This window comes from Stenotrophomonas terrae, from assembly GCF_001431465.1.
Lineage (GTDB): Bacteria > Pseudomonadota > Gammaproteobacteria > Xanthomonadales > Xanthomonadaceae > Stenotrophomonas > Stenotrophomonas terrae.
In genome coordinates this window covers 1-23,104 of record NZ_LDJJ01000014.1, presented here as the reverse complement: position 1 = coordinate 23,104, position 23,104 = coordinate 1, and the positions used below count along the sequence as shown (strand labels likewise).

Here is a 23,104-nt window from a genome sequence, read left to right as displayed (position 1 = left end):
CACGCATCGGGCATCACTGCATGGAACAGCCGAAAGCCAACCTCCTTCACCGCCACCTACCGCTCCTGGCGGTACTGGCTTGCCTGCTGTTGCTGCCTGCCCGCGCTGCACGCGCCGCCGACGACCTCTCCGGCTACTGGCTCGGCGAGATCGGCAGCCCGCGCGAGAAGGTCAGCATTGGCCTGAACCTGCAGGCCGATGCCAACGGCCGCTACGACATGCAACTGGATCTACCCATCGCCCACCTGCGCTCATTGCCCCTGCATGGCAAGGCAGATATCGACGACAACAACACCCTGGTTCATCGCAGCCTGCACATGGCGCTGCGGCTGCAGGACAAGGAATTGACGGGCACGTTGTTGGGCAGCGGCGAACGCCTGCGCCTGCGGCGCGGCGACCGCGACTCTCTGCCCAGCACAAACCCAGGCAACACTTCCCCCCAGGCCTTGTCCGGCCCGCGCTGGAAAACCCATCTTGGTGGCCAGATTTTTGCCTCGCCGGTGATTACAGACGGCACTGCCTATATCGGCACCACCGCAGGCACCCTGTTTGCCGTCAACCTTGCCGATGGCAGCCTGCGCTGGGGCAGCGCCTTGGGTTACCCGATCTATGCCACCGCGCTGGTCACCGACGATGCCGTGTTCGTCAACAGCGATGGCGGCTACCTGCACCGGCTTGAGCGCAAGACCGGCCGCGAGCAATGGCGCTCCTCGATCCAGGACGCGCGCAGCAGCCGCGAGCCTCCGCAACCACAATCAGCGGCCTGGGAATGGCAGGGCCCGCGCCCACTGCTCGGCGACGGCCTGCTCTATGTCGGCGGCAGTGACGGCAGCGTACAGGCGCTGGACATGCGCACCGGCGCCAGCCGTTGGAAGCGGCAGCTTGCTGGTCGCATTCAGCACGGCCTGGCCAGCGACGGCACTCAGTTGTTCGCCGTCACCGAAGCAGGTGTGGTGCAGGCACTCAATGCGCGCACCGGCACTCCGCTATGGCAGTACCGTCTTGCCTCGCGACCCGGCGCAGCGCCGGTGGTGCATCGCGGCCGCGTGTTCTGCAATGACCGCAGCGGCGTGCTGCACGCAATCGACGCACGCACCGGCAACGCGCTGTGGATGACGCAGTTCTGGACGTCGTGGATCGAATCCGAACCTTCGTTCGAAGGCAATACGCTGTACATAGGCTCATCCGACCTGCGCAAGGTAAGCGCCATCGACATCAACAACGGCCGCGTACTGTGGCGCACCGATGTTGGCGGTTGGAGTTGGGGCACGCCACTGGCACTGGGTGACCAGCTGCTGGTCGGCATGGCCGCTGGCCATCCCTATTTTATTGATCACGCCGCTGGCATAGGTGTACTTGATCGCCGCGATGGACGCCTGCTCGCTACCCATGCGTTACCAACGGGACGTGGCTTCCAGTGGGGCGTCGCCGGTACGCTCGCCCATCATGCCGACGTACTTGTCGCTGCCGATATCGAAGGCGTGCTGATGGGCTTTGCACTTGATGCGATGATCCAATCCAGCACCAACACTACGCAGGCCAATGCCCTGCGCCCCACCCCAACTTCTCTCCCCCCACGGATTGCAGCAACCGTTACATCAACCGCAAACGCAACAGCGGCTGGCCGCATGCCAACCGTCAACAACAAGGATCCACGATGACCCGACACCGACTCACCACCCACGCTCTGCATGCTGCGCTGTCGCTTGCACTTGCCTCTGCCAGCGGCCATGCATTGGCCGCTTCCACTGTCGCGCCCGCACAGCAGCTGCCAGTGGAAGTAACCGGTGCCAGCATCATTCCCCGGCCGGTATCGGTGCAGCCTGGCAATGGCCGCTTCGTGGCGGACGCCTCCACCCGCGTAATCGCCGCTGAAGGCGCTGGCGAGGTCGCCGCACAGTTCACCCAGCTGCTGGCACGCACCACGCCGTTGCAGCTGCAGGCAACGAGCAGCGGCAATGCCAAGGGTGCAATCCAGTTCCGCCTCGGCAAGCCCAGCGCCGACGCATCGGCGGAGAGCTATTCACTTCGCATCAATGGCGATGGCGTGCTGGTGGAAGCCGGTGACGCGCGCGGCCTGTTCTATGGCGCCATGTCGCTATGGCAGCTGCTTGCCGGCGCACCCGCGAACGGCATCACCTTGCCGGCCATGCAGGTCGAGGATGCACCGCGCTTCAACTGGCGTGGCTTCATGCTCGACTCGGCACGCCATTTCCAGAGCATCGAGGACATCAAGTTGATCCTCGACGCGATGGCCACGCACAAGCTCAACACCTTCCATTGGCATCTCACCGATGACCAGGGCTGGCGCATGGAAATCAAGCGCTACCCGAAGCTGACCGAAGTGGGCAGCTGCCGTTCTGCCGCTGGCGAAGCCGGCGTTGGCGCTGACGGCAAGCCGCACCTGTATTGCGGTTACTACACGCAGGAGCAGATCCGCGATGTGGTGGCCTATGCCGCCGCACGCCACATCACCGTCGTGCCCGAGATCGATGTGCCCGGCCATGCACAGGCCGCGGTTGCGGCCTATCCGGAACACGGCGTGGTCGATGGTCCGACCCTGCCATCGGCCAACTGGGGCGTGAACCCCTACCTGTTCAATCCGCGCGAGGAAACCCTGCAGTTCCTGGAGAACATCCTGGCCGAAGTACTGGAAATGTTCCCCGGCCAGTACATCCACATCGGCGGCGACGAAGCGGTGAAGTACCAGTGGCAGGATTCGCCGCAGGTGCAGGCCTATATCCGCGAGCTGGGCCTGAAGGACGAGGAAGCCCTGCAGTCGCATATGCTCAAGCGGCTTGAGAAGTACCTGGAAGACCACGACCGCAAGCTGATCGGCTGGGACGAAATCATCGAAGGTGGTTTGCCGCCGCAGGCCACGGTGATGTCCTGGCGCGGCATCGAAGGCGGCATCGAGGCCGCCACGCACGGCCACGATGTGGTGATGACCCCGGGCAATACCCTGTACCTGGATTTCCTGCAGACCAATCTGCCGGAAGAACCCACCGGACGCCCCAAGTTCACCTCGATGCAGCGTGTCTACGCGTTCGACCCGGTACCGGCCGAGCTGACACCTGCGCAGCGCAAGCACGTGATCGGCGTGCAGGCCAATATGTGGACCGAGCACACCCGCACCGGCAAGGATCTCAAACACAACGTGTTCCCGCGCCTGGCAGCGTTGTCCGAGATCGCCTGGACCCCGCTGCAGAACAAGAGCTACGACGACTTCCTCGCCCGCTTGCCGGCGCAGCTGCAGCGCTACAAGGCATTGGGCATTGATTACGGCCAGACCGCCTTGTCGGTGGCGATGAAGCGTCAGGATGACCGTGCCACTGAAAAGGTGACGGTCGAGCTGTCCAACCCGCTGAGCTACCGCGATATCCGTTACACCACCGATGGCAGCACCCCCACCGCGCAATCGGCCGCCTATCCTGGCGCACTGACCTTGCCGGTACCGACCGTGCTGACCGCATTGACCTTCTTCAACGGCAAGCCGGTGGCCGACAAGCCCAGCCAGTGGAATTTCGACGCGCAGTCACTGCTGACCCGCAACGACAAGACCCTGGCGCAATGCCCGCAGGGCGGCCGCCTGCTGCTGCGCCTGGTCGACGACAACCCGCTGCACGGCGAGCGCGACAACTTCGACGTCACCATCTTCAACCCGTGCTGGTTGTGGGAAGACGCGCAGCTGCAGGACATCGCCTCCATCCAGGTCCGTGCTGGCCGCATCCCCTACAACTTCGGCCTGCTGCGCCCGGAGGAAGCCAAGCGCGGCTTCCGCAAGCCGGTGAGCCAGTACGGCGAGTTTGAAGTACGTGCCGGCTGCGAAGGCCGCGTGCTGGCCACGGTGCCGCTGCCGCAGCAGCCGGGCAAGGACGGTTTCATTGAACTGGAAGCACCGCTGCGCGCGGGTGCCGAGCAGATCACCGATCTGTGCATGACCTTCAGCGGCGATACCCGTCCGCAGATGTGGGTGCTGGACCAGGTGCGTCTGCAGCCGAAGAAGTAAGGCTTGGGGAGAACCCCCGGGAAGGCGCGGTGCGGTACGTGAGTCCTCTCCACCCACGTCCCGCACCGCGCCAACTTTGCAAAATCACCGGCGCCATGACGGCGCCCGTGATGACCCCAACGTAGCAGCCAAGGCGCTGCCAGCGTAAGTGCCATTGCATCGGAAATGGCTGATTTTTCTATGAAATTAAGTTGCAGGCGCAACCACGGCAGACGCCTTGCAGCACCGTGGCCGCTGCGGGCTCAGCGCCGTTGCAGCCTGAGCAGCAGATCGCGCAGCGGGGTCAGTGCGGTCAGCATGCCGATCAGCACGCCACCGCTGTTGGCCAGCGCATCCATCGGATCGGCCATGCGGGTGCTGGTCAGCGCGCCCTGCGCCCACTCGATGCCTACGCCCAAGGCGACTAGGCCCAGTGCCGCCCAGCACAGCGCGCGGCGGCTGCCGAACAGCTGCACCGCACTGGCAGACAGCATGAAGTACGCCAGCAGATGCTCAAGCTTGTCGCTGTTCTGGGGCAGGTCCAGCGGCGGCGGCGGGATCAGGCAGACCACGATCACCGCCACTACCGCCGCACACCACAAGCCCAGCCAGAAACGCGGATGACGCAGCGGCTTCAGCGCCGTGATTACAGCCGCCACGTCAGGTCGCCGAGCAGGAACGACGCCGACATGTCCACGTCGCGACTGAAACCCATCACCTGGAAGCGCTCACCCATTTCGGTCGGCAAGGTCAGCCGCTTGAGCTGGTCACGCAAGCGCAGCTGGCCCACTTCGTCGGTACGTGCCTCGGCCTGCAGCAGCAGGTCGGTGATGCCATTGCCGAGCAGGAAGTTGGCCTGGTTGCTGTAACCGGCCAGCTCGAAGCCGGCGTTGGTGCCGGCCTCGGCCAGCGCGGTGAAATCCACCGAGGCGGTGATGTCCTGCAGGCCCGGCCACAGGAAGACATCGTTGTGCACACGGTGCCGGTAGAACGCACGCATCGTGCCGTCGGTGCGATCGTGCTGGTAGAACTCGCTGCGCGAGTAACCATAGTCGACGAACAACATCGCCCCGCGCTGCATGCCACCGGCCACCGCCTGGATCCAGTACGGCAGCTGCGGCAGCACCTCGGAGCGATAGCCGTGCGCGAACGGGCGCTCCAGGTAGCGCTCCACATGCCGCACCGCCCCCATCAACAGCGGATCGGCCGGCTGCGCGCCACGCACGAAGCGGCCTTCGCCATCGAGCTCGACGGTTTCTTCGTAGATCTCACCTTCGTCGGCAAGAAAGCGCGGTGTCGGCAGCGCATCGATCACCTCGTTGGCGAACAGCACGCCGTCCCAGTCGTCATCGAACGGCCGGTCCAGCCATTCCACCAGGGCGAACACGGGCGGAATCAGCGCGCGCTCCAGGCGCTCGCGCTGGCGTTCACGCAGATCGGCGCTGGGCTCGAGGATGGCGTAGCGCTCCGGCAGGGCATCGAGTTCCAGCAGGCGCTTGAGCATGATTTCGGCAAACGCACCGCTGCCACCGCCCAGTTCCAGCATGCGTGCCGCCGGACCCAGCTGCTTCAGTACCGGCACCACTGCATTGGCGGTGGTGGCGGCAAACAGCGCGCCAATCTCCGGCGAGGTGACAAAGTCACCTGCGGCGCCAAACTTGCTGGCGCCGGCACTGTAATAGCCCCAGCCCGGGGCATACAGTGCCAGCTCCATGAAGCGTGAAAACGGCACCGCACCGCCTTGGGCAAGGATTTCCGCGCGCAGATGCGCGGCCAGCTGCTCGCTGTGTGCAAGCGCGTCTGAATCGGGGGTTGGCAGGTCGGAATGCATGATGCGGTGGTTTGCGAGGACAATGCACAGGATAGCTGAGTAAGGAAATCCCAGATGACAGAATCCCAACGGGTGGCCCTGGTCACCGGCAGCGCGCGCCGGATCGGCGCCGGCATTGCCCGTCACCTGCATGCCCATGGCTACCGCATCGCCCTGCACGCGCACCAATCCAGCGAGGAGCTGCAGTCGCTGGCCTTCGACCTGGAGAGCGAGCGTCCGGGCAGCGTCTTGGCACTGGAGGCGGACCTGCGCGACGTGGACGCTTTGCCGGATCTGGTGGAACAGGCGGTCAGCCAGTTCGGCCGGCTGGATGCGCTGGTCAACAACGCCTCCAACTTCTTCCCCACCCCGTTCGGGCAGGTACAGCCCGGGCAATGGGATGAGTTGTTCGCAGTGAATGCGCGGGCACCGTTCTTCCTGGCGCAGGCCGCCGCGCCGCACCTGATCAAGCAGCGCGGCGCCATCGTCAACCTGACCGACCTGCACGCCACTCAGCCGCTGCGCGAACACCCGGCGTACAGCTCGGCCAAGGCTGCGCTGGAGATGGTGACCCGCTCGCTGGCACTGGAAATGGCCCCGCACGTGCGGGTCAATGCCATCGCACCGGGCGCCATCCTGTGGCCGGAACAGGGCAAGAGCGAGGCCGCCAAGCAGAAGCTGATGGAGCGCACACCACTGGACCGGCTCGGTACCCCGCACGAGATCGCCTCGGCGGTGCGCTGGCTGCTGGACGATGCCGGCTACATCACCGGCCAGACCCTGCGCCTGGACGGCGGCCGCCTGCTGACGTGATCTGCATGCACCAACTGTAGTGCCGAGCCATGCTCGGCAGGGGCTTTACCGGTAACGCTTCTGCCGAGCATGGCTCGGCACTACAGGTGCAGCCTTACGTCGGGGGCTACAACGCCACCGTATCCCTCAGCAAGCGAAAGCCAACCCCTCCCCAGCCCTCCCCTTGCCTGCGGCAAAGGGAGGGGGCGTAGTGCCGAGCCATGCTCGGCAGAGGCTTTACCGGGAATACCCAATGCCGAGCATGGCTCGGTAACACAGGTGCAGCCTTACAACGCCACCGTATCGAAGGCCTGCCCGTACTGCGGATGCTGCTGCCACATCTGCTGCAGGCTCAAGCCGCGTACCGGGTCGATGAAATCCGGGGCGATGTCCGCCAATGGCTTCAGCACGAAGGCGTGTTTCAACTCGGGCCGCGGGATGCGCAGATGGCCGGGGCCTTCCACCACCAGGTCGCCGTAATACACCACGTCGATGTCCAGGGTACGGTCGCTGAAACGCGGGCCGGAACGGTCACGGCCATGCGCGTCTTCCACCGCGTGCAACCAATCATCCAACTCGGCCAGCGGCAGCTCGGTATCCAGCATCACCGCGTTGTTGAGGAAGTCCGGGCCGTCGAAACCCACCGCGGGCGTGCGGTAGGCCGGCGAGACGCTGATAGCGCCAAAACGTTCGCGCAATACGGCAACCGCCGCTTGCAGATAGTGCTGCGGTTGCAGGTTGCTGCCCAGGCTGAGAAGCACAGTGGTCATGAGTTGGTTTGCCTGCGGGCCAGCCCGCGCCACGGTGGACGAGCTTGAGCACCGCAACGTAGGGGGGCGCACATGATAGGCCAGCCACCGCCGGCCCGCCTATGCCACGCCACCTGTTTCAGCCCACCCCGAGGGCGTCGGCAACGGCGCGGAACACCCGCTGCATCTCCAGCGGCTTGGGCAGCACATGCACGCTGATGCCCGATGGCGCCTCACCGTCGGCGAAAGCCGGTGCGTTGGCGTCCTCCAGCACGATCGCCGGGCCGCGGTAGCCCATGGCCTGCATCTCGGCCAGCAACTGGCCCGCCGACAGCAAGGGGATGCCACTGTCCACCAGCACCACGTCCGGCAACCCGGCCTCCTGCAGATGCCGCATCGCCACCGCGCCATCGCTGGCCAGGCGCATGCGATACCCCTGGCTGGACAGCGCATTGCCCAGCAGCGACAAGCGCGTGGCTTCGTCGTCCACCACCAGCAGGCGCTCGCCGTGGCCGACCCGGTTGCTTTCCACCGGCTCGGCATCTTCATCGCCACTGCATTCGAACATCGGCAGCAGCAGTTCGAAGGTGGTGCCCTCGCCCAGTTGGCTCTGCACCTGGATCTGCCCACCGATGCTTTCAACGATGCGATGGCAGGACACCAGGCCCAGCCCGGTGCCGTCGGACTTGGTGGTGAAGAACGGGGTGAACAGGCGCTTCACCGTGGCCTCGTCCATGCCGATGCCGTCATCACTGACGCGGATGCGCACCTTGTCCTCCTCGCCGGCAACACGTTCGGCGATCAGGCTCAAGGTGCCGCCATCCGGCATCGCCTGGATGGCGTTGAGCGCAAGGTTCAACAACACCTGCTGCAGCTCGGTGTAGTTCGCCTCGATCGCAATACGATCGTCGGATACTTCCAGGTGCAGCTCGGCATTGCGCGGCAGGCTGCTCTTGAGCAGCATGCCCACGGCCTGGAACAGGCGCTGCAGCACGATGCGTTCGCTGGGCTGGCGCGAGCCACGGACGAAGGACAGCATCGACTCGACCATCTCATGGCCGCGACGCCCGCATTCGGCGATGACATCAGCCAGACGGATGATCTTGGGGTCGTCGCTGCGGTCGCGGATCAGATCCGGAATGATCAGCAGCGGCTGCAGGATGTTGCGCAGGTCATGGCTCAGCCCGGCGGCAAGCAGGGCCAGGCTTTCCAGCCGCTGCGCGCGCATAAGCTCATCTTCCACCCGCAGGCGTTCGCGCTCGCTGCGGGTTTCGCGTACCAACCGCGCTACCGCCGAGGGCAGCCGTGCCGGCTGGTGCTTGATGATGTAATCGTTGGCGCCGTGCTGCAGTGCCTCCACCGCCGTCTCCTCACCCATCGTGCCGGAGACGAAGATGAAGGGCACGCTGGGATGCAGCTCGCGCAGGATATGCAGCGCGTAGTAGCCGGAAAAGCCCGGCATGCTGAGGTCGGACAGCACGATATCCGGCATCCAGGCCTCCAGTGCGCCGCGCATCGCCGGCTCATTGTCGACCCGCTCGAATTCGATCTGCAGGCCAGCCTCGAGCAACTGGTCGACAACCAGCTCGGCATCTTCGGGCGAATCCTCCACCAGCAGGATGCGCAACGGCCCCAATGGCGTTCCCTTGTTCGGCATCTGCGCTTACTCGCTGTCCGCGGCCTGGTTGATCAACGCCCAGAACGTACCAATCGTTTTCACTGCCTGGAAAAACTGTTCAAGGTCGACCGGCTTGACCACATAGGCATTGACGCCCAGGTCCCAGCTGCGGGCCAGGTCGCTCTCCTCGCGCGAAGACGACAGGATCACCACCGGCAGCCGCTTGAGGTCTTCGTCGGCGCGGATCAGCCGCAGCACTTCCAGGCCATCCATGCGCGGCATCTTGATATCCAGCAGCAGCACCGCCGGCAAACCTTCCTCGCGCTGTGCGAACGCCCCCCGTCGCAGCAGGAAGTCCATCGCTTCCACCCCGTCCTCCACATGCACGATGGGATTGGCCAGGGGTGCATCACGCAGCGCGTCGATCGCCATCTCGGCATCGGCTTGGCTGTCTTCGGCAATCAGGATGGTGCGCAGGGGACTCATTCCACGGTGTCCTTGTAGGATGTTTCAGGTGTTTGAGGAACAACGAAGCTGAAGGTGGCGCCCTTGTCCACCTGTGCGTCCGCCCAGATGCGGCCACCATGGCGGGTCAGCACGCGGCGCACGCTGGCCAGGCCAATACCGGTGCCGGGGTATTCGGATGCCTTGTGCAGGCGCTGGAACACACCAAACAGCTTGGAGGCGTACTGCATGTCGAAGCCGGCACCGTTGTCGCCGACACTGAACTGGTGGCTGCCGTCAGGCAGCTGCTTGGCCGACACCTCGATCACCGCCCGGTCGCGGCAGGCGCTGTACTTGACCGCATTGCCAAGCAGGTTCAACCAGACCTGGCGCAACATGTTTTCATCGCCGATCAGCACCGGCAAGCGGCCGATCTTCCACTCCACCTCACGGATCTTGCCGTCCGCCCCCGCCTCGGTCTTGAGGTTGGAGTCCAGCAGCGCGCGGGTATCGGCCACCAGCGATTGCATGTCCACCCGCTGCAGGCGCATCGCGCCGCGGCCCAGCCGCGAGTACACCAGCAGGTCATCGATCAAGGCCGCCATCAGCTGCGCGGAGCTGCTGATCACGTCCAGATAGTGCTGGGTCTTGCTATCGATCGCCTCGCCCAGGTGCCGCCCCAGTTTGTCGGAGAAGCCGGCCACATGCCGCAGTGGCGCGCGCAGGTCGTGCGAGACCGAGTAACTGAAGGCTTCCAGCTCACGATTGACGTCAGCCATCTGCTCGACCTTGCCTTCCAGCTGCCGGTTCAGCTCTTCCACATGCTGCTGTACGGCGCGCTGCAGGGTGATGTCGCTGATCGTCATCAACACCACTTCGTCGTTGGCATCAGGCAAGGCCATGCGCCGGGCATTGATCAGCATGGTGCGGTTGATGCCATCCACGCTGCGTTGCTGGTGTTCGAAATCCCATAGTTCGCGCCCACGCAACAGCACGTCGGCCAGCCGCTGGCGTACCAGCGGATCGTCCCACGCGCCGTCGCCGATATCCTGCAACTGGCGCTGGCTGATATCGGCCTCCTCGACGCCGTACATCTCGGCGAAGGCGGTGTTGTGCAACAGGATGCGCAGCTGCCCATCCAGCAGCACGATAGGCTCACGCACGGTCTGCAGCACCGCGCTGGCGCGGGCACTGGCCTTGCTCAGGCGCAATTCGATATCGGCGCGGCTGCCGATCTGCCGCTGCAACAGCCACAACACCAGCCCCAACAACAGCAACTGCACCGCCAGTGCGGTCCAGGTCACCATCGACGCCATCCGCTGCTGGCTCCTGGCCTCGGCAGCGCGCGCGACCAGCAAGGTGTCCTCGTGCTGCTGCAGTTCCTGCACCAGCTGCCGGATCGGGTACTGGAACGTCATTTCCTCGATCAACTCGCGCTGCCGCGGCGAGTCGGTGCTGGCCGCGATCTCCTTGGCCAGGGCCATGCGCCGTTCGAGCATCGACTCCATCTTGCCGATGCGCACAAGCTGCTCGGGGCTGTCACTGACCAGCCGTGCCAGCTCACGCAGGTTGTCGCCGATGCCATCAGCGGTATGCAGCCGCTGCTGCAATGCCTGCGAGTCGATCCCCTTGGACAAGGTCAAGGCCGCCGACTCCACATCGCGGATGTCGGCCTGCAGGTTGTACAGGCGCGCGCCCACCGCCTGGGTATGTGCCACCCAGTTGGCGGCGTTGACGCTGTCGGCGGTCATGCGTTGCAGGGTCAAGGCCGGCACCACGATGATCAACAACGCGGCCAGCCCCAGCCCCAGCAGGCGCCAGCGGCTCCAGTCATCGTCGGTCAATCGTGTCGCCATCCCTTGCCCTGCATGCTGACGGGCCGCCGCGTTTGGCGACGGCCCGGTGTTCGTCGACCGAGTCGACCCCGGGTCAATCGATGGCTGCGTGACCAGCACGACAACATCGCTGACTGTCGGCCAAGGATTGCACGAATAGGTGTGCCCGTGCACTCCCCATTAACATGACCTGTGCAACCCACCGCGCACCCGCCGTGACGCCTCAGCCCGCCTCCCCCGCTGGCTTGATCGCATGCCCGCCGAACTCGTTGCGCATCGCCGCCAGCATGCGGTCACTGAATGAATTGGCCTGCCGCGAACGAAGCCGTTCCAGCAGCGACAAGGTGATGACCGGCGCCGGCACATCCAGTTCGATGGCCTCGGCAACCGTCCAGCGGCCCTCGCCGGAGTCCTCCACATACGGGGCGATGCCATCCAGCGCAGGATTGGCCTGCAGGGCATCGGCACTGAGGTCCAGCAACCACGAGCGCACCACGCTGCCATGCCGCCAGACCTCGGCCACCTTGGCCAGGTCCAGATCGAACTCGGCCTTCTTGTCCATCAGCGCGAAGCCTTCGGCATAGGCCTGCATCATTCCGTACTCGATGCCGTTGTGGACCATCTTGCTGAAGTGCCCCGCACCCACCGGGCCAACATGTGCCCAGCCGCGGTCGGCGGCCGGTGCCAGCGCCTTGAACAACGGCGACAGCCGGGCAACCGTGTCCTTTTCGCCACCTATCATCAGGCAATAGCCTTCCTGCAGGCCCCATACGCCGCCACTGGTGCCGCAATCGACAAAGCCCACCCCGGCGGCGGCACAGCGCGCGGCGCGCTGCTGCGATTCCCGGTACCAGGAGTTACCGCCGTCGATCACCACGTCACCCGCCGCCAGCAATGGCAGCAGGCTGTCGAGGGTGGCATCCACCACCTTGGAAGGCACCATCAGCCACAGCGTGCGCGGCGCAGGCAGCGCCTGCACCAGCGCCTGCAAGGCATCGACCGTGGCGATACCGTGCCCAGCCACCGCCACCCGCGCCTGCTCGCCCGGGTCAAAGCCGGTGACCGCAATCCCGGCAAGCTGCAGACGTTGCGCCATGTTGGCGCCCATGCGGCCCAGGCCAATCATTCCCAATTCCATGCTCAAACTCCTCCGGCGGTAGATAAGGATGCGCTGGGGCAGGCGCGCAGGCGTGCCTGCAACCAGCGTTGGTAAATCGTGGTGTGCAGGTTGTGCAGCACCAGTTCGATGACAAACGGCGTGCGCGGATTGCGGTCCAGCAGGCGCACGATGTGATACCCCAAAGGGCGCACGCCCTGGTGATGCACGTACAGCATCAGCTCGCGGTAGACCGGCTCGGCCAGCAGCGTATCCATCTGCGCCAGCACCGCCTGTTGCGCCTCGGGCAGCGCCGCACGCAGCTCCGGCTCACGCAGGTACAGCAGCCGCTCGAACCGCCGCCACCCGTGGCCCGGCAATTGCTGGGCCAGCTCCCACAACTGTTTGTTGAGTGCATCGTAGTGGGCAAAGCCGCCCGCTCGCGCCAGCGCTTCGGCCGCGTCGGCACTGATATCGGTGATCACGAAGTTCTCGGCCTGGTTGTTGATGTCATCCAGGTAGGCGGCATCGAAGGCGTGCACGATGTACCCCGGCACGCCCATGAAGGCCTGCCGTCCAAGTGCCGAGGTACGCACGGCCTTGCCGTCGGCGAACATCTCGCCAGCGCTGCTGCCGAGCAGGATGCTTTCGGTGTCATGCAGGCTCAGAAAGGTGCCGATGGAAAGCTCGCCGGCGGTGAAGTCGCTATCGAACGCCGCATCGCCAAACAGTTCACGCAGCGTCGCCAGCTGCGCCACCTGCCGCCCCACACCGCATTCGGATCGCACCCGGCCCGAGTAGAACGCCTCCAGCGCCACCGAATTGGCCCCACGCGGCGCGTAGCCACGGCCAAAGCTGCGGAAGCGCTGCCAGCCCTGGGCAGCGGCGCCGCGCGCGCCGAAACCAATCCAGCCCAGCTGCAAGGCGGTGAAGCGGTAGCCCGGATTTTCCTGCAGCCGCGTGCTGGCGGTGCGCGCCGCCTCGCCCAGTTTGAAGGCATAGGCGCAGATGCTGGCCGGCTGCTGCAGCATGTCCGCGGCCAACTGCTCGCGCTGCGCTTCGTTGTAAGCGTCGGGCAGCTGCAGGCGCAGGTCGCCATGTGCCTGTGCATCGGCAAGCGATGCGCGCCGGCAGGGTTCACCTGCGTCGATCTGCGGCGCGGGCTGTGGTCCTGGACTCACCTGCCAGCCCAGTTGTTGCAGCAAGGCCATGTTGCAGCCGGCCTCGGCCAGCAGCGGCGTGCTCAGCCACACCGCCAGCAGCAGCGCGCATCGCCCAATCCACGGACCCGCGCGCCAGCCATGCGTCATCGAGCAGGATCCGCCGCCGCTGCGGGTGCGTCCTGCTCCACGTAGTACTGCAGACGGCCGAAGAAGTTGCGATAGAACTGCGGGTCCTGCACGGTGCGGCTGGCAACCCGTACCAGCGAATCGTCATTGCTGCCGAACGGCAGCGATACCGAGCCCAGCGCGCCCACGCCGACACTGGCCGAGGTTGGTGACTTCTTCAGGGCATAGCGGTCCTGCACCGCACTGACGAACACCTGCGCCTTGCCAGCGCCCTGCGCGGCACAGGACACACGCAGCACCAGCTGCTCGTGCACCTCGTCCTTGGGCTGGAAATTCTTGTTGCCTTCGACATTGCCGGCGTCGGCCCGGCTGATCGCATAACCCTGGCCCAGCAGCGCGCGGCGTGCGGCCTCGCAGGCCTGCGCCGGGGTGGTGTCGAGGCTGCGGGTATAGGTATCGCCGGAATCGAATGACTCGCGCAGCAGGCTGCTGTCGGCAACCTTGCCGCCGCAACCGGCCAACAACAGGCTCAAGCTGGCAAACGCAGGCAGCGGATATCGGCGCATGGGCGTCTCCACGGTGAGCGAAGGCGCACAGCATAACGCCGCCAACGTAACGCTACGCTGACGGCGTTGAATGCGGGCCGTGCCCTGTTGGCGCTGCGCTCAGCTGGGCTGTGCGCAGCGCTGGTGGCGCGTGCCGATCAGTCTGCCCAACGGCCGGGACCGGTGGACTGCGGCAACACCTGTGCCGACAGCGGGCGGTCCTTTTCCAGCACGTTCACGGCATCGGCCAGGATCGAGGCCGACTCCTTCAACAGCGGGTCCGGGCGCTTCTCGGCGGCCTTCTCGCGGGCGGCATCCTTGACGATGTCACGCTCGTTGCCGGTCAGGCCGTCGTCGGTGCTGTCCTCGGCCAGCGGATCCAGCGGCAGGCCCAGTTCCTTGCGGATCTGCTGACGCTGCTTGCGCTGTGCTTCCTGCTTGTCACGCTCGGCACGGCGCTCGGCTTCGTTGAGCGAGACGTACTTCTTGGCGGCCTCGGTGCGGAACTGCTGCACGTCCTCTTCCCACCACTGGAACTCGCGGTCGGCGCGGATGCGGGTGTCGTGCAGCGTCTCCAGACGCGGCACGATCGGCGCGAAGTTGCCGTACTGGGTATGCGGCACGGCAGCGATGCGGGTCCACGGCAGCGCATTGTCGTAGGTGCTCTCACCAAACTCGCTGGCGTCGACGCTGGCCGGGAAGGCCAGGTCCGGCACCACACCCTTGTGCTGGGTGCTGGAGCCGCTGACGCGGAAGAACTGGGCGATGGTCAGCTTGACCTGGCCAAAGCGTTCCTTCTCGCTGGCCGGCCAACGATCCAGCGGCACCACATTCTGCACGGTGCCCTTGCCGAAGGTGGTTTCACCGATCACCAGGCCACGACCGTAATCCTGGATGGCGCCGGCGAAGATTTCCGAGGCCGAGGCCGAACCGCGATTGATCAGCACGGCCAGTGGGCCGTCCCAGGCCACGGCCGGGTTGCGGTCGCTGTTGACGGTGACGCGGCCGCCGGATTCGCGCACCTGCACCACCGGCCCCTGCTCGATGAACAGGCCGGTCAGTTCGATTGCCTCATCCAGCGAACCACCGCCGTTGTTGCGCAGGTCCAGCACCACGCCGTCCAGCTTGTCGGCCTTGAAGCCAGCCAGCAGCTTGGCCACGTCGCGGGTGGCCGAGGCATAGTCGGCGGCGTTGCGGCGGCGGCCTTCGAAATCCTGATAGAAAGTGGGCAGCTTGACCACGCCGATGCGGCGCTCCGGTTGGCCAGCGGCCGCGGGAATGGTGATGGTCTCGCCCTTGGCGGCCTGCTCGGACAGACGGATCTTCTGCCGGGTCAGGGTCAGCATGCGGTGCTTGCCATCCACGCCTTCGGCGGCCGGGATGTATTCCAGGCGCACCTGGGTGTCCTTGGCGCCACGGATCTTGGCCACCACATCGTCGATGCGCCAGCCGATCACGTCTTCAACCGGGCCGGAGCGGCCCTGGCCGACACCGACGATGCGGTCGCCGGCCTTGAGCGTGCCGTCCATCGCCACCGGACCACCGGGCACCACCTCACGGATCACCACCATGTCGTCCTGGCGCTGCAGCTGGGCACCAATGCCCTCCAGCGACAGCGACATGGCCTGGTTGAAGTTCTCGGCCGTGCGCGGGGTGAAGTAATCGGTATGCGGGTCAACGGCGCTGGTGTAGGCGTTCATGTAGAACGAAAACACGTCCTCACCCTTGAGCTCGTTGATGGTCTTGAGCAGGGTGTCGTAACGCTTGTCCAGGGTCTTGCGGATGTCGGCGGCCGGCTTGCCGGCCAGTTTCAGCCGCAGCCAGTCGTTCTTGACCGACTTGCGCCACAGGTCGTCCAGCTCGGCGTTGGTCGCCCACGGCACGTCCTTGCGGTCGTAGTTGAAGCGTTCTTCAATGGTGAAATCCGGCTCCTGCTTGAGCAGACGGCGGGCGTAGGCCACGCGCTCACCCACCCGCTGCCGGTACACCGCGAACACCTGGTAGGCCGGGTCCAGTTCGCCCGAACGAATCGCCTCACCGGTCTGCGCAGCCAGCGGCGCGAAACGGTCGACGTCCTCCTTGGTGAAGAACTGCTTGCCGCTGTCCAGCGACTCCAGGTAACGCTTGAACACGTCCTGCGAGGTCGCCGCATCGAGCTGACGCGGACGGTAGGCGTAGCGGCTGTCCGACAGCAGGCCGTACACCAGCTTGGAAGTGGTGGCCTGGTCGACTGTCGCTGCCGAGGGCAGCGCCGAATCGGCGCGCGCCAGCAGGGCGACAGGAGCGGTCAGCGCGAAAGCCAGCAGGAAAACGGGAACTCGGTAGTTCATCAAAGTACTCGTGGCACCGAACGTTGGGGGGAGACTGCGGGCAAGTACGACATGCCGACAGTGCCGAAAGTTTCGGCACTTGTCACCTTGCTCAGTGCCAGAGTAGCCGCCGGCCCGTAGCAGTTTGTGAATCGCTGCAGAGGCACCGCCGCTACGGCCATCGGTTTGGACGCGATCCCGGCTGCGGCAGTGCGCCGCAGCGGGATGCTGTTGCTTGGTTCAGGCGCCGACGCCGGCACCGGCCGCCTGCTGGTCGGCGTGGTAGGACGAGCGCACCATCGGCCCGGAGGCGACGTGGCTGAAGCCCAGTTCGTAGCCGTAATCCTCGAACGCCTTGTATTCCTCCGGCGTCCAGTAACGCAGCACCGGGTGGTGGTGGGCGGTCGGCTGCAGGTACTGGCCGATGGTCACCATTTCCACGTCGTGCGCGCGCAGGTCACGCAGGGTTGCCTGCACCTGTTCCAGGGTTTCGCCCAGGCCCAGCATGATGCCGGACTTGGTCGGCACGTCCGGGTGCTGTGCCTTGAAGTTCTTCAACAGGGTCAGCGACCACTGGTAGTCCGCGCCCGGGCGGACGTTGCGGTACAGGTCCGGCACGGTTTCGATGTTGTGGTTGAACACGTCCGGCGGGTTCTGCGCCAGGATTTCCAGCGCGCGCTCCATGCGGCCCTTGCCACGGAAGTCCGGGGTCAGCACTTCGATGCGGGTGTTCGGCGACTTTTCGCGGATGGCGGTGATGCAGTCGACGAAGTGCTGGGCACCGCCGTCACGCAGGTCATCGCGGTCTACGCTGGTCACCACCACGTACTTCAGGCCCATGTCGGCCACGGTCTGGCCCAGGCTGGCCGGCTCGTTGGCGTCCGGCGGCTTGGGCCGGCCGTGGGCCACGTCGCAGAACGAGCAGCGACGGGTGCAGACTTCACCCAGGATCATGAAGGTGGCGGTGCCGTGGCCGAAGCACTCGTGGATGTTCGGGCAGCTGGCTTCTTCACACACCGTGACCAGACGGTTCTCGCGCAGCTTGGCCTTCAGGTTGGCCACGGCATTGCCCGAAGGAATGCGCACGCGGATCCAGGAAGGCTTGCGCAGCACCGGCGCGTCGGCGAACTGCACCGGCGAGCGGTTGATCTTGTCACCGCCAAGCTGTTTGACACCGGCCTGCAACGGCGCGGACGGGACGTCGCCCTGCACGACCTGCAGGGGAATGGAGCGCGTGGTGGTTTCAGTCATGGCGTTATCAGCGGTCTCAGAGCCGCGTAGTCAGATCGGGCAGTTCGGGCGTCGGCTGCAAGGCCAGGCCGAACTGCTGGGCCAGATGGGACAGCAGCACCGCTTTGACCGCTTCGATACCCGAAGGACCGCCCAAGTCTAGCACCGAGGTCACCTGCATCCCGGCGTAGCCGCAGGGGTTGATGCGGTGGAAGGGTTCAAGATCCAGCGACACATTGAACGCCAGGCCATGGAAGCTGCAGCCGCGGCGCACGCGGATGCCGAGCGCGGCGATCTTGGCGCCGCCCACGTAGACACCGGGCGCGCCGTCCAGGCGTTCAGCGCCGATGTTCCATTCGTCCAGGGTGTCGATGATGGCCTGCTCGATGCGGCACACGTAATCGCGCACACCGATGCCGAGCCGGCGCAGGTCCAGCAGCGGATAAACCACGATCTGGCCCGGCCCGTGATAGGTCACCTGGCCGCCGCGGTCGACGTGCAGCACCGGGATATCGCCCGGCGCCAGCACATGTTCATCCTTGCCGGCCTGGCCCAGGGTGAATACCGGGTCGTGCTCGACCACCCACAGCTCGTCGGTGGTCGCGTCGCCACGGCTGTCGGTGAACTGCTGCATGGCGTGCCAGACAGGTTCATAGCCCTGCCGGCCCAGGTCCCGCAGCAGCGCCGGACGCGTGGTGTTGGCCGGCGTTGCTGCAGTGCAAGCGGTTACAGCGTCCACTTCACTTCCGGGTGGTCACGCATCACCGCGTGGGCGGCATCGTACTGCTCGCGGCTATCGGCCTTGAAGGCGATGCGCACAGAGACGTACTTGCCGTTGGAGGATTCTTTCCAGCTGATGCGCTCTTCGAGCACCTCGATACCGGCGCCTTGCAGCAACTTGGGCAGCTCAGCCTCCAGACCGATGTTGGCCGCGCCCATGGCGCTGAGCTCAAAGGTGCCGGGGAACTGGAAGCCGTGTTCAGGGTTGTCGGACTTGATTTCCATGCCGCCATTATCGGGGCGAACGCCGACAAACCCAAGGCCAAGACCGATTCACAGCCTTCCATGAACGCAGCCAAGCCAAGCCCTGTAGTGCCGAGCCATGCTCGGCAGAGGCTTTCCCGGTAACGCCCCTTGCCGAGCATGGCTCGGCACTACAGGTTGGTCTGCTGGTAAGGCCCCTTGCCGAGCATGGCTCGGCACTACAGGTTGGTTTGCTGGTAAGGCCCCTTGCCGAGCATGGCTCGGCACTACGGTTTTCTGACCCTGCGTCCACAAAATCAAACACGCAGAAACCAGAAAGGCCGCTTGCGCGGCCTTTCTGCGGGGCAAACCCAGGCTTACTTGGACAGCTGCAGCAGGGTGGACGACACCCAACCGCGGTTACCCAGTTCGTCCTCGACTTCCCACATCACGCCTTCCTTGGTGCCGGTCGGGTACAGCATCATGCCCGGGTCCAGGGTACGGACCGGCGCGCCGGTGCCGCGGGCGTTGGCAAGCAGACGGCCAGCACGGGTCACCGTCACCGCCTGCTGCGCATTGGCCGCAGACGCGTTGTCCGGCAGGCCGCCGAGCTGGGCGATGATGTCGGTATAGGCCTGCAGATAGGCCATGGTGATGACCTGGCCGATTTCGGTATTGGCATAACCGCCAACGCCGGCTGCGCCCAGGCCGCTGCCGCCGAACAGGCCGCCGCCAGCACCGAAGCCCATGTCGCTCTTGCGCGCCGAACCTTCCGAGATGGCAACCTGCTCCGACGAACGCACGTCGGTCACGGTCAGCACCACGTCGGCGGTCTTGCTGGTGAAGTTCAGGCCACCAACCAATGCACCGGCGCGGCCACCGATCAAACCACCCAGCAGGCCACCAATGGCATTGCCACCGGCATTGCTGTTCTGCGAGACCAGGTCCGGGATCATCACGTAGTCGGCGGCCTTGATCTGGCCCTTGCCGACGTTGGAACGACCACGCAGGTCGCCACTGGCTGCCAGCTCACGCTCGAACTGGCCTGCGGCCATACCGGCGCCACGGTCGACCAGGGTGAAGCAACGCGAACGGTTGACGAAGGCCTTGATCAGACGCGACGGGGCCGGCAACTGTTGGCCGGTCCACCAGTTGGTGGAGTCTTCCGGCTCGATCACCGACAAGGTGCCGATCGGACGCTGACAGGTTGGAATCTGTGCGGCAGCCTGTTGGCGCTGTTCCTGCGCCTGGGTGCCCTTGGCCTTGAATGCTGCCTGGGCCGGCTGGCTACTGACAGCCGCAGCGATACCCAGGGTGATGACCGCTGCAGTGAGCGGCGAAAAAACGTTACGCATCTGATGCTTCCCCATTAACCTGCACCTTACGAGGTGCGTTCCATTGGCTTAGAGACCTTGCGGTAAGACTCTGTCCCTGATGTTACCTAGCAGACGAGCACGGTCCGGTCCGCCGGAATCCTAACCCAGACAGGCGTCAGAATGCATGACGTTTTTGTGAGGTGGTTCCCTTTACGGGGGCCAAACGCCGTCCCCGGGGCACTCAGAACCGTCCCGAAAAGGCCGCAGGGCACCCCTGCGGCCCTTCACGCGGCGCTTACTGCGCGGTTTCCACCGCCGCCGCCGGCACCCAGCCCTTGTTGCCCATCTCGTCCTCGACGTTGAGCATGCTGCCCTCGGCGCTGCCGGTGGGGAACAGCAACATGCCGGCCTTCAACTCGGCCACCACCGCGGCCTGGTTGCTGGCACCGGACAACAGCCGCGCCATGCGCCGCAGGACCAGTGTTCCACCGCTGGCCAACTGCTGTGCAGCAGCGCCCGGCTCAACGGCAGCAACCGCAGTTTCCACGCCGCTCGCCACCATCGGTGCGGCGGCTACCAGCGCTGCCTGCACAACCGGTGCAACCAACGACGGCGCGATCTCCTGCAACGCCGACTGTACCGGTGCGGCCTGCTGCAACGCAGCCTGCATCGGCGCAACCTGCTGGAGTGCCGCCTGTACCGGCGCGACCTGTTGCAACGCTGCCTGTACCGGCGCGGCCTGCTGCAGCGCTGCCTGCACCGGCGCAACGTGCTGGAGTGCCGCCTGCTGCGTTGCGGCCATCAACGAGGCCGGCTGCCCCTGGATTTCATCCTTGCGGCGATTGATCTGGGTGACCATGCGCGAGAACGCTTCCTCGTAGGCCTCCTTGATCACCTTGCCGATCTCGGTGTTTTCCCAGCTGCCAACATTCACTCGGGCGGCGCCCTGCACATTGGAAGCGGCCACTGCCGCAGCCCACGCCTTGTCGGTGATCTTGGCTTCGCCGCTGACGCTGATCAGCTGTTCGGAGGTACGCACGTTCACCAACGTCAGTACCACTTCGGCGGTCTGCTTCTGGGTGGACAACTTGCCCGATATACCCAAGGTGGCGATGTTGAGCATTCCGCCCATCAAGCCGCGCTTGGATCCGCCGCTCGAAGCGCTGCCACCGATGTTCATGCCACCGGCGTTGGGGTTCTGCGAGACGATATCGGGAATCAGCACGAAATCAGCGCCGCGCATCTGCCCGGCGCCAATATTCTGGCCTTCCTGCAGATGACCACCGAATGCCAGATCACGCTCCGCCTGTGCGGCGGCAAAGCCGACACCACGATCAAGCACGGTGAAGCACTTGGAGTCATTGACCAGCACGCGCAACATGCGCGTGGGTGCCGGCAAGCCGTAGGTTGCCCATGCGCCGAGGCCGTCGTCAGGTTCAACAATGCGCAGCGAACCGGCATTGTCCTGACACTTGCCAAACATGCTGCTGAGGAAGGCGTGGCTGGGCGCGCTATAGCCTGCTGATGCAATAGCCAACGCACCTGCGGCCCAAAGCTCGGGCCGACGGATCAAGTACTTCATGTTTTCCCCCTGTATCGCTTCCATGCTGGTAGCGGCGTTGCTGATGGTGAGTGCGCTACGCACTGCAAGACACCACAATTCACGTAGATGTCACACTCATGAATACGCAAGCCTAGCTACTGATACACAGTGCTTGCAAGTATCAAAGTGCTTTCGTCACAACTCTTACGTTTGCTCAGTGCGCACCTGCGAAAAAAAATCCACATTCGCACCTACAACAATCTGTCCGTTCGGTAGCGATATGCCTACCACCATCACGCTACTAAGCTGCACGCCAATTTGTTGGCGTTGAGGCTTGCATATGAAATCCGGTGTCGGACTGCTGTTGCTGATGGCAGGAGGAGTAGGCGCTGTCCCTGCATTTGCAGCAGAACAGTGCGCACAAAGTGCCTTGCGTGATCATCCGCCGGCAATCAATATCCGCATCGACAATGACATGTTGGGCGGCGCGCAGCAGGACCAGGGTTACACCAACGGCGCGATGTTCACGCTGGTATCACCCAACCTGCAGGACTACACCGATGACCCCTGCCTGCCGCGCTTGGCACGCTGGATGAACCGTCACCTGGAACACCTGCATCCGGGCGAATTCCAGCAGCAGAACATGATTTTCAGTTTCGGCCAGGCGCTGTATACGCCTACCGACAACACCCGACGCGACCTGATCAGGGACGACCGGCCCTATGCGGCGGCGCTGATAGTCAACTTCGGCTACAACGCACGCAATGAAAATCACCTGCGCACCACGCAATTGGCGCTGGGCATGATTGGCCCCTCGGCGCAGGGCAAGCAGGTGCAGGACGCCGTCCACGATGCACTGGGTGACGACAAGTTCTTGGGCTGGCACAACCAGCTGCACGATGAACCGGTGTTCAAGCTTCTGCATGAGCGCATGCAACGCTGGCCGGCCGAAGCCAACAGCAGTGGCTGGGGTTGGGATGCGATCAGTCATTGGGGTGGTGCGATCGGCAACCTGGCGACCTATGCCAATGCCGGTGGCGAGGTGCGTTTCGGCTGGAAGCTGCCGGATGATTTCGGCAGCTCACCGATGCGGCCAGCCGGCGAAAACACCGCCCCCACCCGTCACGGACGCGCGGAAGGCTGGTCCAGCCATGTATTCGTGACCAGCGACGCACGCTGGGTGGTGCGTGACATCACCCTGGACGGCAACACTTTCCGCAGCAGCCACAGCGTCGACAAACGTTCCTTCGTCGGTGATATCGGCTTCGGTGTAGCGGTGATGCGCGGCAAATGGAAGTTCGCCCTGGCCCGCTACCACCGCAGCCGTGAATTCGACGGACAGAAAGAAACTCCGGTATTCGGCAGCTTCACCATCAGCCGCACGCTGTGATCGCACTGGCCCGGCAATGCACGAGTGAACATGTTGAGAGCGCAAGCAAAAGCGCCCTCACCCCAACCCCTCTCCCCTAAACGGGAGAGGGGCTCGGATTGCGTCGACTGCAGGTGCATTAGCCATCTCCCGTGTGCGGGAGAGGGGCTCACATCGCGTCGGCTGCAAGTGCATTAGCCCCTCTCCC

General features: G+C 64.9%; 19 protein-coding genes. 4 read left to right on the top strand and 15 right to left on the bottom strand.

Annotated elements, in window-relative coordinates; all coding sequences use genetic code 11:
- Nucleotides 1-89: 89 nt before the first annotated feature.
- Together ABB27_RS05175 and ABB27_RS05170 are read left to right on the top strand one after the other, a co-directional pair.
- Nucleotides 90-1,661 carry an outer membrane protein assembly factor BamB family protein gene (locus ABB27_RS05175; RefSeq protein WP_161809612.1) on the top strand — a complete coding sequence of 524 codons (1,572 nt, stop codon included), beginning with the start codon at nucleotides 90-92 and terminating at the stop codon, nucleotides 1,659-1,661.
- Complete coding sequence (locus tag ABB27_RS05170) at nucleotides 1,658-4,009, top strand: beta-N-acetylhexosaminidase (RefSeq protein WP_057627168.1); 2,352 nt, start codon at nucleotides 1,658-1,660, stop codon at nucleotides 4,007-4,009. Before ABB27_RS05175 ends, ABB27_RS05170 begins: the two co-directional genes overlap by 4 nt.
- A gap of 242 nt (nucleotides 4,010-4,251) precedes the next feature.
- Here ABB27_RS05170 and ABB27_RS05165 read toward each other — a convergent pair whose 3' ends face one another.
- Together ABB27_RS05165 and ABB27_RS05160 are read right to left on the bottom strand one after the other, a co-directional pair.
- The gene (locus ABB27_RS05165) at nucleotides 4,252-4,647 is read right to left on the bottom strand and encodes a VanZ family protein (protein ID WP_057627167.1); all 396 of its coding nucleotides are present in this window, start codon (nucleotides 4,645-4,647) and stop codon (nucleotides 4,252-4,254) included.
- On the bottom strand, nucleotides 4,635-5,819 hold the full coding sequence (locus ABB27_RS05160; RefSeq protein ID WP_057627166.1) for a class I SAM-dependent methyltransferase: 1,185 nt from the start codon (nucleotides 5,817-5,819) through the stop codon (nucleotides 4,635-4,637). The genes ABB27_RS05165 and ABB27_RS05160 overlap by 13 nt, the downstream gene beginning before the upstream one ends.
- 54 nt (nucleotides 5,820-5,873) lie before the next feature.
- On the opposite strand from ABB27_RS05160, the gene ABB27_RS05155 reads away from it, so the two are divergent.
- The gene (locus ABB27_RS05155; protein WP_057627165.1) at nucleotides 5,874-6,611 is read left to right on the top strand and encodes a pteridine reductase; all 738 of its coding nucleotides are present in this window, start codon (nucleotides 5,874-5,876) and stop codon (nucleotides 6,609-6,611) included.
- Between the two features lie 266 nt (nucleotides 6,612-6,877).
- On the opposite strand, the gene folK is transcribed toward ABB27_RS05155, so the two are convergent.
- The 13 genes from folK to ABB27_RS05090 form a co-directional block, all read right to left on the bottom strand.
- Complete coding sequence (gene folK, locus ABB27_RS05150) at nucleotides 6,878-7,360, bottom strand: 2-amino-4-hydroxy-6-hydroxymethyldihydropteridine diphosphokinase (protein ID WP_057627164.1); 483 nt, start codon at nucleotides 7,358-7,360, stop codon at nucleotides 6,878-6,880.
- 118 nt (nucleotides 7,361-7,478) lie between these two features.
- The gene (locus ABB27_RS05145; protein ID WP_057627163.1) at nucleotides 7,479-8,996 is read right to left on the bottom strand and encodes a hybrid sensor histidine kinase/response regulator; all 1,518 of its coding nucleotides are present in this window, start codon (nucleotides 8,994-8,996) and stop codon (nucleotides 7,479-7,481) included.
- 6 nt (nucleotides 8,997-9,002) lie between these two features.
- On the bottom strand, nucleotides 9,003-9,443 hold the full coding sequence (locus ABB27_RS05140) for a response regulator (RefSeq protein WP_057627162.1): 441 nt from the start codon (nucleotides 9,441-9,443) through the stop codon (nucleotides 9,003-9,005).
- Nucleotides 9,440-11,257: a sensor histidine kinase gene (locus ABB27_RS05135; protein ID WP_057627161.1), complete on the bottom strand. Its 1,818-nt coding sequence runs from the start codon at nucleotides 11,255-11,257 to the stop codon at nucleotides 9,440-9,442. The genes ABB27_RS05140 and ABB27_RS05135 overlap by 4 nt, the downstream gene beginning before the upstream one ends.
- Before the next feature lie 202 nt (nucleotides 11,258-11,459).
- A complete protein-coding gene (gnd, locus tag ABB27_RS05130; protein WP_057627160.1) occupies nucleotides 11,460-12,374 on the bottom strand; it encodes a phosphogluconate dehydrogenase (NAD(+)-dependent, decarboxylating) in 915 nt (304 codons plus the stop codon).
- A 2-nt stretch (nucleotides 12,375-12,376) separates the two neighbouring features.
- Entirely contained in the window at nucleotides 12,377-13,642 is a 1,266-nt protein-coding gene (locus ABB27_RS05125) for a hypothetical protein (RefSeq protein WP_083491154.1), read from the bottom strand.
- Nucleotides 13,639-14,187 carry a DUF2242 domain-containing protein gene (locus ABB27_RS05120; RefSeq protein WP_057627159.1) on the bottom strand — a complete coding sequence of 183 codons (549 nt, stop codon included), beginning with the start codon at nucleotides 14,185-14,187 and terminating at the stop codon, nucleotides 13,639-13,641. The genes ABB27_RS05125 and ABB27_RS05120 overlap by 4 nt, the downstream gene beginning before the upstream one ends.
- 137 nt (nucleotides 14,188-14,324) lie before the next feature.
- A complete protein-coding gene (locus tag ABB27_RS05115; RefSeq protein WP_057627158.1) occupies nucleotides 14,325-16,496 on the bottom strand; it encodes a carboxy terminal-processing peptidase in 2,172 nt (723 codons plus the stop codon).
- Nucleotides 16,497-16,715: 219 nt separating this feature from the next.
- A complete protein-coding gene (lipA, locus tag ABB27_RS05110) occupies nucleotides 16,716-17,726 on the bottom strand; it encodes a lipoyl synthase (protein ID WP_057627157.1) in 1,011 nt (336 codons plus the stop codon).
- 16 nt (nucleotides 17,727-17,742) lie between these two features.
- The gene (gene lipB / locus ABB27_RS05105; RefSeq protein WP_057627156.1) at nucleotides 17,743-18,444 is read right to left on the bottom strand and encodes a lipoyl(octanoyl) transferase LipB; all 702 of its coding nucleotides are present in this window, start codon (nucleotides 18,442-18,444) and stop codon (nucleotides 17,743-17,745) included.
- Nucleotides 18,432-18,710 (bottom strand): DUF493 family protein, encoded by a 279-nt coding sequence (locus ABB27_RS05100; protein ID WP_057627155.1) that lies wholly within the window; start codon nucleotides 18,708-18,710, stop codon nucleotides 18,432-18,434. The genes lipB and ABB27_RS05100 overlap by 13 nt, the downstream gene beginning before the upstream one ends.
- A gap of 335 nt (nucleotides 18,711-19,045) precedes the next feature.
- Entirely contained in the window at nucleotides 19,046-20,023 is a 978-nt protein-coding gene (locus ABB27_RS05095; protein WP_057627203.1) for a CsgG/HfaB family protein, read from the bottom strand.
- Nucleotides 20,024-20,279: 256 nt separating this feature from the next.
- Nucleotides 20,280-21,566 carry a CsgG/HfaB family protein gene (locus tag ABB27_RS05090; RefSeq protein WP_161809611.1) on the bottom strand — a complete coding sequence of 429 codons (1,287 nt, stop codon included), beginning with the start codon at nucleotides 21,564-21,566 and terminating at the stop codon, nucleotides 20,280-20,282.
- Nucleotides 21,567-21,867: 301 nt separating this feature from the next.
- On the opposite strand from ABB27_RS05090, the gene ABB27_RS05085 reads away from it, so the two are divergent.
- The gene (locus ABB27_RS05085; protein WP_057627153.1) at nucleotides 21,868-22,917 is read left to right on the top strand and encodes a lipid A deacylase LpxR family protein; all 1,050 of its coding nucleotides are present in this window, start codon (nucleotides 21,868-21,870) and stop codon (nucleotides 22,915-22,917) included.
- Nucleotides 22,918-23,104: the final 187 nt, after the last annotated feature.